The organism is Rathayibacter iranicus NCPPB 2253 = VKM Ac-1602, assembly GCF_003149025.1.
GTDB lineage: Bacteria > Actinomycetota > Actinomycetes > Actinomycetales > Microbacteriaceae > Rathayibacter > Rathayibacter iranicus.
The window spans coordinates 1-14,587 of record NZ_QGDV01000012.1 but is presented as its reverse complement, the minus strand read 5'-3'; the positions used below and the strand labels follow the sequence as shown (position 1 = coordinate 14,587).

Here is a 14,587-nt window from a genome sequence, read left to right as displayed (position 1 = left end):
AGGGCCTCGCCTACACTGGGGGATCGTGTCCGACAGCAACCCGATCACCGATGAGGCCGTCTCCGCAGCGGTCGCCGACGCCCTGGCCGCCATTGGCTCGGCAGTCGGCTCCGCCGCTCTCAAGGCCGCCCGAGCTGCCCACCTCGGCGAGGGCTCCACTCTGGCAAGGCTGAACGCGCAGATGCGATCCGTCCCGCCCGAGCGTACGGCCGCCTCCGGCAAGCTCGTCGGCGGCGCCCGCAAGCAGGTGGGCGATGCGTACGCCGCCCGCGAGGCCGAACTGGTCGGGGCCGAGGAGGCTGCCGCGCTGGAGGCCGAGCGCGTGGATGTTACGGCCGGCGCGAGCTTCATTCGGCGCGGTTCCCGCCATCCGCTCTCGCTGCTCCAGGAGTCCATCGCCGACGTGTTCGTCGGGATGGGCTGGGAGATCGCGGAGGGGCCGGAGCTCGAGAACGAGTGGTTCAACTTCGACGCCCTCAACTTTGACGAGGACCATCCGGCCCGCGCCATGCAGGACACCTTCTTCGTCGATCCGGTCGACTCCCACCTGGTGCTGCGCACACACACCTCGCCTGTGCAGATTCGCTCGATGCTCGAACGTTCGCTGCCGCTCTATGTCATCGCTCCGGGCCGGGTCTATCGCACCGACGAACTCGACGCCACGCACACGCCTGTCTTCACACAGTTCGAGGGTCTGGCTGTGGATCGCGGGCTGACGATGGCGCACCTACGTGGAACTCTCGAGCACGTCGCGCGCATTCTCTTCGGCGAGGACGCGCGGATCCGCCTGCGGCCCAACTACTTCCCCTTCACCGAGCCGAGCGCCGAACTCGATATCTGGCACCCCACCTTCGTCGGTGGGGCGCGCTGGATCGAATGGGGCGGCTGCGGCATGGTCAATCCGAATGTGCTGCGCTCAGCGGGCATCGACCCGGACGAGTACTCCGGATTCGCCTTCGGAATGGGAATCGAGCGGACCCTGATGTTCCGCAACGACGTGAAGGACATGCGCGACATGGTCGAGGGCGACGTCCGCTTCAGCGAGCAGTACGGGATGGTGATCTGATGCGCATCCCGCTGAGCTGGCTGGGGGAGTACGTCGAGCTCGGGCAGGACGTCACGACGGAGTCGGTGCACGCGGCCCTCGTCTCGGTCGGGCTCGAGGAAGAGGACGTACACCGCTTCGAGGTGACCGGGCCCGTCGTGGTCGGCGAGGTCCTTGACCTTCTGCCTGAGCCGCAGAAGAACGGCAAGACAATCAACTGGTGCCACGTGCGGGTCGCTCCGGAGGGCGAGCGCGCGGCCGACGGCGGCGAGGACGTCCGCGGGATCGTCTGCGGTGCGCACAACTTTGGCGTCGGCGACAAGGTCGTGGTCTCCCTCCCGGGCGCTGTGCTCCCTGGGCCGTTCCCGATCTCGGCGCGGAAGACCTACGGCCACGTCTCCGACGGAATGATCGCGTCGAGCCGCGAACTCGGCCTCGGCGAGGATCACGACGGAATCCTCCGACTGGCGACTCTCGGCGTCAACCCGGAGCCAGGGACCGATGCGATTGCCCTCCTCGGACTCGACGACGCGGCGGTGGAGGTCAACGTGACCCCCGACCGCGGCTACGCCTTCTCGATCCGCGGTATCGCCCGCGAATACGCTCATGCCACCGGTGCGGTTTTCCGCGACCCGGCGCAGGCTCTGCCCGCGCACGAGCGAGCGGAGTCGGCTCCCGTCTTCCCGGTGCAGGTCGCCGACGACGCCCCGATTCGCGGTCGGAGAGGCGCGGCGGTCTTCGTGACGCGCGTTGTCCGTGGAATTGACACGTCGCGTCCGACTCCGCCGTGGATGGTCGCGCGGCTCCGACTCGCGGGCGTGCGCTCGATTTCGCTCGTGGTCGACATCACCAACTACGTCATGTTCGAGCTGGGGCAGCCGCTGCACGGATACGACCTGGCGACGCTGCAGGGCGGCCTCGTCGTGCGCCGCGCGGCCACCGGCGAGACGCTCGAGACTCTCGACGGGCAGACCCGTCGCTTGCACGCGGAGGACCTCGTCATTGCGGACGACGGCGGAGCGATCGGCCTGGCCGGGGTGATGGGTGGGGCACGCACCGAGATCTCGGACGGCACCACCGACGTGCTGCTCGAGGCCGCGAACTTCGACCCAGTCTCGGTCGCGCGCACGGCCCGACGGCACAAGCTGCCCAGCGAGGCCTCTCGGCGCTTCGAGCGCGGCGTCGATCCTCTGGTGGCGCCCGTCGCCGCTGCTCGGGCCGTGCAACTGCTCGTCGAGCTGGCCGGCGGCACGGCGGATGAGCTCGGGTCGGTGCTCGCGGATCCTCTCGTCGTCGAGCCGATCCAGCTGCCCGACGGCTACATCGAGGGGCTGATCGGAGTCGCGTACACGCCGGAGGAGATCCGCGGGGCTCTTCTCGAAATTGGTGCATCCGTCGAGGCCGGTGGCCGGGGCCTACTGGTCACGCCGCCGAGCTGGCGTCCTGATCTCACCGATCGAGCGACGCTCGCGGAGGAGGTTGCCCGCATCACTGGGTACGACCGCATCCCCGCGATTCTCCCCGTCGCCCCTCCCGGACGCGGACTGACTGCCGGCCAGCGCCTGCGCCGCACGCTCGCCCAGGTGCTCGCTGCGTCCGGGCTGACGGAGGTGCTGTCGTATCCGTTCCACTCCCGCTCGATGAATGACCGGCTCGGTTCGGTCACGGGCGAGCCGCAGGAGCAGATCACGCTCGCTAATCCGCTCGATGCGACCGCTGCGCAGCTGCGGATCTCGCTCCTGCCCGGGCTCGTACAGGTCGCCGCCCGTAACCGCTCGCGCGGGCTCGTTGACCTCGCGGTGTACGAACTCGGCTCTGTCTTCCTCCCCGCGCAGGGCCGTCCGTTCGGCTCCGGCAGCCTTCCGGTCGGTGGCGCGCGTCCCTCTGCCGAGGTCGAGGCCGTGCTCAATGCAGGGATTCCGCCTCAGCCGATGCACCTGGGCGCGCTGCTCACCGGTGCGGCTCTCGTGCGGCAGCCGGGAGTCGCGGGCCGCGAGGTCGATTGGCGCGATGCGCTGGATGTCGTCCGCGAGGTCGCTGCCGCCACCGGCGCCGAGCTGGTCCTTCGCCAGGGCGCACATGCCGCGCTGCATCCGGGGCGCACTGCTGAGATTGTCCTCGACGGCGTCGTCATCGGTCACGCCGGTGAGCTGCTTCCTGCTCTCGCCGAGGAGTTCGACCTGCCGCGCCGCGTCGCCGTCGTCGAACTCGATCTCGATCCTCTGCTCTCCCAGGCCGGGAGGGTCGTCGTCGCCCGCCCCGTCGGGGCGCTGCCCGCCGCGACGCAAGATCTCTCGCTCGTCGTCCCTGTCGCGACGGCTGCCGGCGACGTGCTGGCGGCCGTTGCCGACGGCGCGGGGGAGCTGCTGGAGGCCATCCGCCTCGTCGATGACTACCGCGGTACCGGCCTCGAGGCAGGCACCAAGTCGCTCACGTTCGCTCTGCGCTTCCGGGCTCCGGATCGGACGCTGACGGCGGCGGAGGCGACGGCCGCGAAGGAGGCCGGCGTGCGCGTCGCGGCGGAGCGCTGGGGTGCTCATCTGCGGGAGTGACGGGGGCGGCCCGGCATCGACGGGCGGGGCTCGAGACCCACACCGGCTAGGCTTTCGGGCATGACTTTCTCCGTGGCGGTGGCCGGTGCGAGCGGCTATGCAGGCGGCGAAGTCTTGCGCCTCCTCGCGAGCCACCCCGAGTTCGAGGTGCGGACCGTGACGGCGTATGCCAACGCGGGTCAGCCTCTGGTGGCCGTGCACCCGCATCTGCGGTCGCTGCGCGATCTCGTCCTTGTGGAGACGACGACCGACAACCTCGCCGGCCACGACGTGGTGTTCCTCGCTCTCCCGCACGGGAAATCGGGCGAGATTACGGCGACCCTTCCCGAGGACGTGCTCGTTGTCGACTGTGGGGCTGACCACCGGCTGACCGACCCGCAGGACTGGGCCGATTACTACGGCGGCGACTTCGCGGGTGCCTGGCCGTACGGCCTGCCCGAGCTGCTGATCGGCGGCGGCGGCCGTAAGCAGCGCGAACAGCTCGTGGGAGTGCGGCGGATCGCCGTGCCCGGCTGCAACGTCACCGCGATCACCCTCGGTCTCGCCCCCGGCCTGCACGCCGGCGTGATCGAGCCCGTCGACCTCGTGTCGGTGCTGGCAGTCGGCCCGTCCGGCGCAGGCAAGAGCCTGCGCACCGATCTGCTGGCGAGCGAGATGCTCGGCTCGGCGCACGCCTACGGTGTGGGTGGCATGCACCGCCACAACCCCGAAATCCGGCAAAATCTCGTACTGGCCGGTGCCGGTCCCGTGTCGATCTCGTTCACACCTGTGCTGGTGCCGATGTCACGCGGCATCCTCGCGACCTCGACCGCTCGGCTCGCTCCGGGTGTTTCGCCCCAGGACGTCCGCGCAGCCTGGGAGACCGCCTACGGAGACGAGTTCTTCGTCCAGCTACTCCCCGGCGGCTCCTTCCCGCGAACCGCGGATGTCGTCGGCGCCAACACAGCTCTCGTCGGGCTGGCCGTTGACGAGCACGCTCACCGCGTGGTCGTCGTCACCGCGATCGACAACCTGGTCAAGGGCACTGCGGGCGCGGCTATCCAGTCCACCAACATCGCCCTGGGGCTCCCCGAGTCCCTAGGTCTGAGCGTGGACGGAGTCGCGCCGTGAGCGTCACTGCAGCCGCAGGATTCCGGGCGGCGGGCGTTGTCGCGGGCCTCAAGTCGTCGGGAGGGCGCGACGTCGCCCTCGTGCAGAACCTCGGTCCGCTACACAACGCGGCCGCGGTCTTCACGAGCAACCGGTGCAAGGCCAATCCGGTGCTCTGGAGTGAGCACGTCATGCTCGACGGTGTCGTCTCGGCGATCGTGCTCAATTCCGGAGGCGCCAACTGCTACACCGGAGCCCAGGGCTTCCAGGTCACCCACCGCACCGCCGAGCTCGTCGGCGAACGCCTCGACGTCTCGGCGGGCGACGTGCTCGTCTGCTCCACCGGCCTGATCGGCGACCAGCTCGACCTCGCGGCGCTCAGCGCAGGAGTGACCAGCGCCTCCGCCGACCTGGCCACGGGTGAGGATGCCGGAGAGGCAGCGGCCCGCGCGATCATGACGACCGACACCGTTCCCAAGCAGGCGACGGTGCGCTCGGACCAGGGCTGGTGCATCGGCGGCATGGCCAAGGGCGCGGGGATGCTTGCACCCGGCCTGGCGACCATGCTCGTGGTGCTCACGACCGACGCCGTCCTCGAGTCCGCGGACCTTGACCGCGCGCTTCGTGCGGCGACCCGTGTGACCTTCGACCGGCTCGACTCCGACGGCTGCATGTCAACGAACGACACCGTCGCCCTGCTCGCGAGCGGTGCGAGCGGAGCGACGCCGGCCGTCGCCCATTTCACGGCCGCGCTCACCGACGTGTGTCGTGACCTCGCCCTGCAATTGCAGGCCGACGCCGAGGGTGCTGCCCACGACATCGCGATCCGCGTGCTCAACGCCGCGACCGAGGACGAGGCTGTCGTCGTCGCTCGCGCGGTCTCGCGGAGCAACCTCTTCAAGGCCGCGATGTTCGGAAAGGACCCGAATTGGGGCCGGGTGCTCGCCGCCGTCGGCACGACTGACGCGCAGTTCGACCCCTACGGCATCGACGTCGCTATGAATGGTGTCCACGTCTGCCGGGCGGGCGAGCCGCACGAGAGCCGCGACCTTGTCGACCTCGCGCCGCGCAGCGTCGCGGTCGACATCGACTTGCACGCGGGAGCGGCCACCGCGACGATCTGGACCAACGACCTCACGCACGACTACGTGCACGAGAACTCCGCCTACTCGAGCTGAGCCGACGATGACCGACGAAACCCCAGCAGAGGCGCAGAGCCACGCCCTGCGCGACGCTGCGCCGGGCAAGGCCGCGACACTGATCGAGGCGCTGCCATGGCTGCAGCGTTTCCACGGCCGGACGATGGTGATCAAGTTCGGCGGCAACGCGATGGTGTCGGAGGAGTTGCAGCGCGCCTTCGCGCAGGACATCGTCTACCTGCGCTACGCCGGCATCCGCCCAGTGGTCGCGCACGGCGGCGGACCGCAGATCTCACGGATGCTCGACCGACTGGGCATCGAGAGCGAATTCCGCGGAGGTTACCGGGTGACGAGTCCGGAGGCGATGGAGGTGGTGCGCATGGTGTTGACCGGCAGCATCAGCCGCGACATTGTCCGCCGGATCAACGAGCACGGCCCGCTGGCCGCAGGCATCTCCGGCGAGGACGCGGGACTCTTCGTCGGGCGCCGTCGTGGCGTCGTGATCGACGGCGAGGAGCACGACCTCGGTCTGGTCGGCGACGTCATCGCCGTCGACCCCGCCGCGGTCATCGCTCAGCTCGAGGCTGGGCGCATTCCTGTCGTCTCCTCGATCGCGCCCGACTCCGACGACCCAACGCAGTCCCTCAATGTGAACGCGGATGCGGCGGCCGCCGCCCTCGCCGTGGCCCTCGGCGCCGAGAAGCTGGTCATCCTCACCGACGTGCCCGGCCTCTACTCCGATTGGCCTGACCGCGGGTCGCTCGTCCCGCACATCCGCTCGGACGACCTCGCGGCCCTGCTGCCGTCACTCGAATCGGGGATGATCCCGAAGATGACCGCCTGCCTCGATGCCGTGCGCGGAGGAGTGCCGAAGGCCGCGATCATCGACGGTCGGATCCCGCACTCGATCCTGCTCGAGGTCTTCACTTCGGAGGGGATCGGCACCGAGGTCGTCGCCTCGGCTGATCCCCGTGACCGGGAGCGAATGTCGGGCCGCTGATTCTCAGTGGCCCCGGCTCCGAGCGCCCGCCCCGTCCCTGGTGCGTGGCACCGACGGCCCTCGCGGCCGGATCGCTTCGATCGAAAGGCTCCCTGACCATGCCCCGTGTTCCGACCATCTCGCGCACCACCTCGGCCCGCGAGCGCTACTCCGCCGTGATGATGCAGACCGTCGCGCCGCCGCTCGCCGTCCTGGAGCGCGGCGAGGGCTGCCGAGTCTGGGACGTCGATGGCCGCGAGTACCTCGACTTTCTCGGCGGGATCGCCGTCAATTCGCTCGGACACGCGCATCCGGTCTTCGTCGAGGCCGTCGCTCGCCAGGCCGGCATACTCGCGCACGTCTCGAATTACTTCGCCACGGCACCGCAGATCGAACTCGCCGAAACCCTGCGCAGACTGACCGGCGCGGGAGACGCCGGGCGCGTCTACTTCGCCAACTCGGGAACCGAGGCGAACGAAGCCGCGTTCAAGCTCGCTCGACTGAATTCGGCCGGCGGCCGACACCGCATACTCGCGCTGCAGAACGCATTCCACGGACGAACGATGGGCTCACTCGCGCTGACAGGCAAGGCCGCTCTGCGCGCGCCCTTCGAGCCGATGCCCGGCGGAGTCGAGCACATCGAGGCCAGCATCGAGGCGCTCGACGCGGCCGTCGACGAATCGATCGCGGCCGTGATCGTCGAGCCAATCCAGGGGGAGGCGGGGGTCATCCCGCTTCCCGCCGGTTTCCTCACGCGCGCTCGGGACCTCACCCGCGAGCACGGCGTGCTGCTGATCGTCGACGAGATCCAGACCGGTGTCGGCCGGACCGGACGCTGGTTCGCCTACCAGGAGGCAGGCATCCTGCCCGACGCCGTCACGCTCGCCAAGGGCCTCGGCGGCGGATTCCCCGTCGGCGCGCTGGTGACCTTCGGCGAGGCGTCCAATCTGCTGCAGAAGGGCCACCACGGCAGTACCTTCGGCGGCAATCCGCTGGCGACCGCGGTGGCCGGAGCCGTCCTCGCTGAGATCGAGCGGGCCGACCTCTTGGCTAACGCCCGCGAGCGCGGCGCGCAGATCATCACGGCCGTGACGGCGCTCAATTCACCGTTGATCGGAGGCGTGCGCGGCACCGGATTGCTTCTGGGCCTCGCGCTCACGCAGCCCGTCGCCGCCGAACTCGCTGCCGCCGCACTCGAAGCCGGGCTGATCGTCAACGCGGCCAATGAGTCGAGCATCCGCCTCGCCCCACCGCTGATCGTCACTGCCGCCGACGTCGCAGAATTCGCCTCCCGGCTCGGCCGCGCCCTCCAGAGCCTTTAACCCTCCGCACCTCTCACCGAAAGCGACCAGCACCGTGACGCGCCACTTCCTTCGCGACGACGACATCAGCCCTGCCGAGCAGGCCGAGATCCTCGATCTCGCGCTCGAACTCAAGCGCGACCGCTGGGCGCGCAAGCCACTCGCTGGGCCACAGACCGTCGCCGTCATCTTCGACAAGTCCTCCACTCGCACCCGCGTGTCGTTCGCCGTCGGCATCGCCGACCTGGGCGGGAGCCCGCTGATCATCTCGACCGCGAGCAGCCAACTCGGCGGGAAGGAGACTGCGTCGGACACCGCCCGGGTGCTGGAGCGCCAGGTGGCGGCGATCGTCTGGCGCACCTACGCGCAGTCCGGGCTGGAGGAGATGGCGCGCGGCACCCGCGTCCCCGTCGTGAACGCGCTCTCCGACGAGTTCCATCCCTGCCAGCTGCTCGCCGACCTTCTCACGATTCGCGAGCACCGTGGGCACCTCGCCGATTTGACGCTGACGTTCTTCGGCGACGGAGCCAGCAACATGGCGCACTCCTATCTCCTGGCGGGCACGACGGCTGGGATGCACGTGCGCATCGTCTCTCCAGAGTCGTACGCCCCGGATCCTGCCGTGCTGGCCGACGCGCAGCGAATTGCCGCAACGACCGGCGGATCCGCCCTGACCACGACCGACCCGACCGAGGGCGCTGTGGGCTCGGACATCATGATCACCGACACCTGGGTCTCGATGGGCAAGGAGGACGAGAAGGCCGCCCGCGTCGCGACCTTCGGCGCCTACCGCGTCGATGCCACAACGATGGCCGCCGCCGCGCCGGACGCCCTGTTCCTGCACTGCCTCCCCGCCGACCGCGGCTACGAGGTGACCGCCGACGTGATCGACGGTCCGCAGAGCGTGATCTGGGACGAGGCCGAGAACCGTCTGCACGCGCAGAAGGCGCTGCTGGTCTGGCTTCTCGAACGCGCCGGAACCGCTCACTAGACTCGACAGCCGAGACCGAGGAGAACCATGACGCAACGACCCTCCGCCCGCGCGGGCGAGGCCGGGGCCCTGTGGGGCGGACGCTTCGCTGGTGGCCCCTCGCCCGAGCTGGCCATGCTCTCGAAGTCGACGCACTTCGACTGGCAGCTCGCGCCCTACGACCTGGCGGGCTCCCGGGCACACGCCCGTGCGCTCGCCGCGGCCGGTTACCTCGACGAGTCGGAGCTGATCGGGATGCTCGACGCGCTCGACCGGCTGAGCGCCGCGGTCGCCGACGGTCGATTCACCGCCGAGGAGTCGGACGAGGACGTCCATGGCGCCCTTGAGCGAGGTCTGATGCTCGAGGCCGGTTCCGAGTTGGGCGGCAAGCTGCGCGCCGGGCGCTCGCGCAACGATCAGATCGCGACCTTCGTGCGGATGTACCTCCGCGACCATGCCGCGATCGTCGCGGAACTCGTCGTGCAGCTCATTGATGCGCTCGCCGCGCAGGCGTCCGCCCACCCGGCTGCAATCATGCCCGGACGCACCCACCTCCAGCATGCGCAGCCCGTCTTGCTCGCACACCACCTGCTCGCCCACGCCTGGGCGTTGCTGCGCGACCTCGAGCGCCTCCGCGACTGGGCAGTTCGCGCAGACGTGTCGCCCTACGGCTCCGGGGCGCTCGCCGGATCGACGCTCGGTCTCGACGCCGAGGCGGTCGCGCGCGACCTCGGCTTCGCGGCGAGCGTCCCGAACTCGATCGACGGAACAGCGAGCCGCGACGTGGTCGCCGAGTTCGCTTTCGTCGCCGCAATGATCGGGATCGATATCTCGCGGATTGCGGAGGAGATCATCCTCTGGAATACACGCGAGTTCGCATTCGTCACCCTCGACGACGGCTATTCGACCGGATCCTCGATCATGCCGCAGAAAAAGAACCCCGATATCGCCGAGCTGGCCCGCGGCAAGTCGGGTCGGCTTCTGGGCAACCTCACCGGATTGCTGGCGACTCTCAAGGCCCTCCCGCTTGCGTATAACCGCGACCTGCAGGAGGACAAGGAGCCTGTCTTCGATTCGGTGACCACCCTCGAGGTGCTGCTTCCCGCCTTTAGCGGAATGATCGCCACACTCACGTTCCACACGGAGCGGATGGCCGAGCTGGCGCCGCAGGGTTTCTCTCTCGCCACGGACGTGGCCGAATGGCTGGTGAAAAAGCACGTACCCTTCCGCGATGCCCACGAGATCACCGGCGAGTTGGTCAAGCTGGCGGAGTCGCGCGGTCGTGGCCTTGACGGCCTCGACGACGACGCGCTTGCCTCGGTGTCCCCGTTGCTGACTCCCGATGTCCGCTCGGTGCTCAGCATCGAGGGTTCCGTCGCGAGTCGCGACGGGGTGGGTGGCACTGCTCCCGACCGAGTCGCGGAGCAGCTCGCGCAGCTAACCGAGCGCGTGCGCGTGGTGCGCGCTGCCCTGCGCGGAGACCGCTCGTGACTCTCGGCGGCGCACCCGGGGACGACGGCCGTCCCCCGCTGCCGCCGTGGCAGCAGCGCACGTTAGTGATCGTCGCCACGGTGGTGATCGTCGCGGTGATCGTGATCACCCTGGTCTCGGGCCAGAACTTCTTCTAGGCGTGCCAGTCCTGGACCTGTCCCGATCGGCCCTCGACGTCGCGCCGGAACTGCTGGGCTGCGTCCTCCTGCACAAGACCGAGGAGGGCGTCGTCGGCGTCCGCCTGACCGAGGTGGAGGCCTACCTCGGCACGGGCGAGGACCCGGGCTCGCACGCGCACCGCGGCCCGACGCCACGGACCGCGCCGATGTTCGGTCCGCCCGGGTCGATCTACGCGTACTTCTCCTACGGGATGCACACGTGCGTCAACATCGTGTGCTCACCACTGGGAACGGCCTCCGCTGTGTTGCTGCGCGCCGGCGAGGTCGTCGTCGGGCAGGAGCTGGCGTTGCAGCGGAGGGGAGCGGTGCGTCCGCGGGATCTGGCGCGCGGCCCGGCGCGCCTGGCGAAGGCTCTCGGCGTGTTGCTCTCCGAGTCCGGCTCTCCGCTCTCCGCGGCCTTCGAGCTGTGGCCGGCCAACGAGCAGTTCGCAGTCGTGTCCGGTCCGCGTACCGGGGTCTCGGGAGCCGGCGGCGGGATTGAGTTCCCCTGGCGCTTCAGCATCGAGGGCAATCCGACGGTGTCTCCCTACCGCCCGGCCGTTCAGTACCGCTCGGCCGTTCAGCGCCGTGGGCCGGAGGCTAACCTCAGCCCGTGAGGGAATACCGGGCGAGGATCCCCAGCGCCGCCGACCACGCGAGGCTCGCGAGCGTGCCGATGATGAACCGCTCGCGCGCCTCCGCCGACGCGAGTTCGCTGAACCGGCCGACGCCCTTGACCGCCACGACGACCGCCACGCCCTCGGGCAGCCCACTCAGGAGGGCACCTGCGGTCACTATTCGCTCCAGAATGCCGATCGTCGTGCCTCCGCGCAGGACCTCGATCGGTTGGCCTATGGCGGTGGGGAGGCCTCCGGTCAGTGTCCGCTGCGAGGCGGTCACCATGATGCCGCCGTGGCTGCCACTGCGCGAGTCGGCGGTCGCGAGGTCGAGGGTGAGCAGCACGACCGGCCCGCCACCGAGGACGGCGAGGGCGAACGCGAGCACCGTGACGAGCACCGCGTGCACCGGGGGAGCCGTGCTGCCGGCGATCGCAGTGAGCAGGAACGCGGCCGATCCCGCACCGATCGCGATCCACGCGAGGTGTGGGCGACGCAGGCGCAGTGCGAGCAGGGTGCCTGCGAGACCGGCAAGGAGCACCAGCACGACGCCGGTCCACGAGGCGGTCTGTACGGCGGAAGTGAGGAGCAGTGCGGGGGAGCCGGACGCATCCGTCATCAAGGGTTCCTCTCGTCGGTGGGATCGAGCGTACGGTCGACCACCGTCAGCAGGCGCGCGATCGCTTCCCGGGCGGGTCCATCGACCCGGGCGCCGGCAGCGCGCACCCGCAGACTGACCGCTTGCGGAGTGACGGCGAGGCGACCGGCCGCCTCCTTCTGCGAGATCCCGCTCTCGAGCAGGTCGACGATCTGCCAGCCGGCGTCAGTTCGCGAGTCGCGCAGGAGCAGAAGCGGATCGATCAGCGCCTGCACGTCCGTGGCGCTCGGGACAGCGTCGCCGGGTGCGTCGGGATCGAGCGAGAACCGGGTCGGACGTGTCTTCGCCGACTCGACCGCCCGCCGTGCGGCGAAGTATGCCTCACCTCGAGCCGCACGGGTCGTCGCGGGAAGGGGATGCTCCACAGGGCCGATTCCCAGGCCGATGCTCCAGTGCTCGGCCCGGTGCAGGGCGAGCACGAGCGGAACCACCGCGTCTGCCCGGTCCAGGACGAACTGGAACTCGTCACCCGCGGTGCGTTCGGGCGGCAGGACGAAGCTGGTGTCTACACGATCGAGGAGGCTCGCGATGGCGTGTTCTACCCGATCGTCGTCGTGACGGCTGTCGCGTTGATCCGCGGTGATGACGAACACTGTACCTCCCTCGATCAAGTATGCACACTTGATTCACCCACATCAAGCCCACGGACTTGATGCTTCCAGCGCGTCTCGCTCACTCTCGCGATAGCCTGGCGGAGTGACCGACCAGGACGTCCAGGGCTCCGCGACGAGCCCTCAGCTCGACCGCTCGTTCGACTCCGTGTGGGAGGAACTCGTCTGGCGCGGATCTGTCCATGTCTCGACCGACCGCGAGGCACTCCGTGACCTCCTCTCGGGCGACGCGATCACCTACTACTGCGGATTCGACCCGACCGCTCCGAGCCTGCACCTCGGCAATCTCGTGCAGCTCATTGTGATGCGGCGCCTCCAGCTCGCCGGCCACCGTCCTCTTGGCCTGGTAGGAGGATCGACCGGACTGATCGGAGATCCGCGGCCGACGGCCGAGCGGTCGCTCAACTCCCGCGAGACCGTCGTCGAGTGGGTGGAGCGCCTCCAGGCTCAGGTGTCCCGGTTCCTCCCGGTGGACGGCGAAAACGGAATGCGGCTCGTCAACAACCTGGACTGGACGGCGCCGCTCTCGGCAATCGACTTCCTTCGTGAGATCGGCAAGCACTTCCGGGTCGGCACGATGCTCAAAAAGGATGCGGTCAGCGCTCGCCTCAACTCCGACGCGGGCATCAGCTACACCGAGTTCAGTTACCAGATCTTGCAGGGCTTGGACTACCTCGAGCTCTACCGCCAGTACGGCTGCGTCCTGCAGACCGGAGGTAGCGATCAGTGGGGCAATCTCACGAGCGGGACGGATCTGATCCACCGCACGGAGGGAATATCGGTACACGCCATCGGCACGCCCCTGGTGATGAACTCGGACGGCACCAAGTTCGGCAAAAGCGAGGGGAACGCCGTCTGGCTTGACTCCGAACTGACCAGCCCGTACGCGTTCTACCAGTTCTGGGTCAATACCGACGATCGCGATGCCGTTGACCGACTCAAGACCTTTACCTTCCTGCCGCGCGTCGAGATCGACCGGCTCGAGCGCGCGAGCGTGGACGAGCCGTTCCGCCGCGAGGCCCAGCGAGCCCTGGCGTGGGAGGTCACCTCGTTGGTGCACGGCGAGGAGGTGACGCGGGCGGTGATCGACGCATCGACTGCGCTCTTTGGAAGAGGGTCCCTGGAGGGGATCGATCCCACGATCCTCCGCGGCGCGCTCGACGCTGTCCCCTCGACGGAGGCGACGGCCGAGACTCCCGTGCTCCAGGCGTTCCTCGACACGGGCCTCGTTGCGAGCATGGGGGAGGCGCGGCGGGCACTCGCCCAGGGTGGGCTCTCGGTGAACAACGTCCCGGTTCCCGGCGAAGCTGCGGTCCTCGGCGAGCTTGCGCTGATCGACGGCATCGCCGTCTTGCGACGCGGCAAGAAAAGTTTTGCTGGGGCCTTCGTGCGCTGAACCAGGTCACCGCTGGGCGACCGGCAGACTGGACACTCGCGACACGCCCGGGGTGGAAGCGATTTGCCGGGCGGCTGAACTCCGCCGTAATGTAACCCCTCGTCACCCCAAAGGAGCGGCAAGCGGGAGTCCGGCGCAGAGCGTCGAGACCAGCTGGCCCACCTCAAGTGGGGGCCATCCCCTCGCTCCTCGGTCTCGACGAGATTCGTCTCTTGAAGATTGCGGGTAGCGAGCGTACGATGTAAAATCTCCGCGGGACACGGTCCCGGCCTCGACACTCTGCCTGACAGCAGAGCTGCGGTGTAGCGTGACGATCTCGATCCGACCGCAAACACACGAAGGGGCCGGATTTGACACGGTCTGCGGATGTGCTAGGTTAGTCAAGTTGCCACGGCGGCGGGGAGAGAAACTTTTCCAGCTTAGCCGAGTCGACCGGTAAGACGCAAGCAGTAATGCTTACGATAATTAATTGTTTTCGATCACGTCCGTTGTGAAGCGCCTTTGTGGTGTGGAGGCGGGGTGTGTCCGATTTTTGAGAACTCAACAGCGTGCACTATGTTCAATGCCAATTTTATATCCTG

General features: G+C 68.8%; 13 protein-coding genes. 11 read left to right on the top strand and 2 right to left on the bottom strand.

Features of this window, described 5'->3' with window-relative positions:
* Nucleotides 1-25: 25 nt before the first annotated feature.
* The 10 genes from pheS (at nt 26) to B0H03_RS11885 (ending at nt 11,341) form a co-directional block, all read left to right on the top strand.
* Nucleotides 26-1,066: a phenylalanine--tRNA ligase subunit alpha gene (gene pheS / locus B0H03_RS11925; RefSeq protein ID WP_104263994.1), complete on the top strand. Its 1,041-nt coding sequence runs from the start codon at nt 26-28 to the stop codon at nt 1,064-1,066.
* Nucleotides 1,066-3,597 (top strand): phenylalanine--tRNA ligase subunit beta, encoded by a 2,532-nt coding sequence (gene pheT, locus B0H03_RS11920; protein ID WP_104263995.1) that lies wholly within the window; start codon nt 1,066-1,068, stop codon nt 3,595-3,597. The genes pheS and pheT overlap by 1 nt, the downstream gene beginning before the upstream one ends.
* A 60-nt stretch (nt 3,598-3,657) precedes the next feature.
* The gene (gene argC / locus B0H03_RS11915; protein WP_104263996.1) at nt 3,658-4,707 is read left to right on the top strand and encodes an N-acetyl-gamma-glutamyl-phosphate reductase; all 1,050 of its coding nucleotides are present in this window, start codon (nt 3,658-3,660) and stop codon (nt 4,705-4,707) included.
* Entirely contained in the window at nt 4,704-5,864 is a 1,161-nt protein-coding gene (gene argJ / locus B0H03_RS11910; RefSeq protein ID WP_104263997.1) for a bifunctional glutamate N-acetyltransferase/amino-acid acetyltransferase ArgJ, read from the top strand. The genes argC and argJ overlap by 4 nt, the downstream gene beginning before the upstream one ends.
* Nucleotides 5,865-5,871: 7 nt before the next feature.
* Complete coding sequence (gene argB, locus B0H03_RS11905; RefSeq protein ID WP_104263998.1) at nt 5,872-6,825, top strand: acetylglutamate kinase; 954 nt, start codon at nt 5,872-5,874, stop codon at nt 6,823-6,825.
* A 98-nt stretch (nt 6,826-6,923) separates the two neighbouring features.
* A complete protein-coding gene (locus B0H03_RS11900; RefSeq protein WP_104263999.1) occupies nt 6,924-8,126 on the top strand; it encodes an acetylornithine transaminase in 1,203 nt (400 codons plus the stop codon).
* A gap of 34 nt (nt 8,127-8,160) precedes the next feature.
* Nucleotides 8,161-9,096: an ornithine carbamoyltransferase gene (argF, locus tag B0H03_RS11895; RefSeq protein WP_104264000.1), complete on the top strand. Its 936-nt coding sequence runs from the start codon at nt 8,161-8,163 to the stop codon at nt 9,094-9,096.
* Between the two features lie 27 nt (nt 9,097-9,123).
* On the top strand, nt 9,124-10,566 hold the full coding sequence (argH, locus tag B0H03_RS11890; RefSeq protein ID WP_104264001.1) for an argininosuccinate lyase: 1,443 nt from the start codon (nt 9,124-9,126) through the stop codon (nt 10,564-10,566).
* Nucleotides 10,563-10,703 carry a hypothetical protein gene (locus B0H03_RS16655; RefSeq protein ID WP_160487264.1) on the top strand — a complete coding sequence of 47 codons (141 nt, stop codon included), beginning with the start codon at nt 10,563-10,565 and terminating at the stop codon, nt 10,701-10,703. Before argH ends, B0H03_RS16655 begins: the two co-directional genes overlap by 4 nt.
* A gap of 2 nt (nt 10,704-10,705) precedes the next feature.
* On the top strand, nt 10,706-11,341 hold the full coding sequence (locus B0H03_RS11885) for a DNA-3-methyladenine glycosylase (RefSeq protein WP_104264002.1): 636 nt from the start codon (nt 10,706-10,708) through the stop codon (nt 11,339-11,341).
* On the opposite strand, the gene B0H03_RS11880 is transcribed toward B0H03_RS11885, so the two are convergent.
* Nucleotides 11,331-11,960, bottom strand: a complete 630-nt coding sequence (locus B0H03_RS11880) for a hypothetical protein (protein ID WP_104264003.1) — start codon at nt 11,958-11,960, stop codon at nt 11,331-11,333. The two genes, B0H03_RS11885 and B0H03_RS11880, sit on opposite strands and share 11 nt — an antisense overlap.
* Nucleotides 11,960-12,592 (bottom strand): DNA-binding protein, encoded by a 633-nt coding sequence (locus tag B0H03_RS11875; RefSeq protein WP_181075009.1) that lies wholly within the window; start codon nt 12,590-12,592, stop codon nt 11,960-11,962. The genes B0H03_RS11880 and B0H03_RS11875 overlap by 1 nt, the downstream gene beginning before the upstream one ends.
* Before the next feature lie 103 nt (nt 12,593-12,695).
* Here B0H03_RS11875 and tyrS point away from each other — a divergent pair, with 103 nt between their 5' ends.
* Nucleotides 12,696-14,006 carry a tyrosine--tRNA ligase gene (gene tyrS, locus B0H03_RS11870; RefSeq protein WP_104264004.1) on the top strand — a complete coding sequence of 437 codons (1,311 nt, stop codon included), beginning with the start codon at nt 12,696-12,698 and terminating at the stop codon, nt 14,004-14,006.
* Nucleotides 14,007-14,587 lie beyond the last annotated feature (581 nt).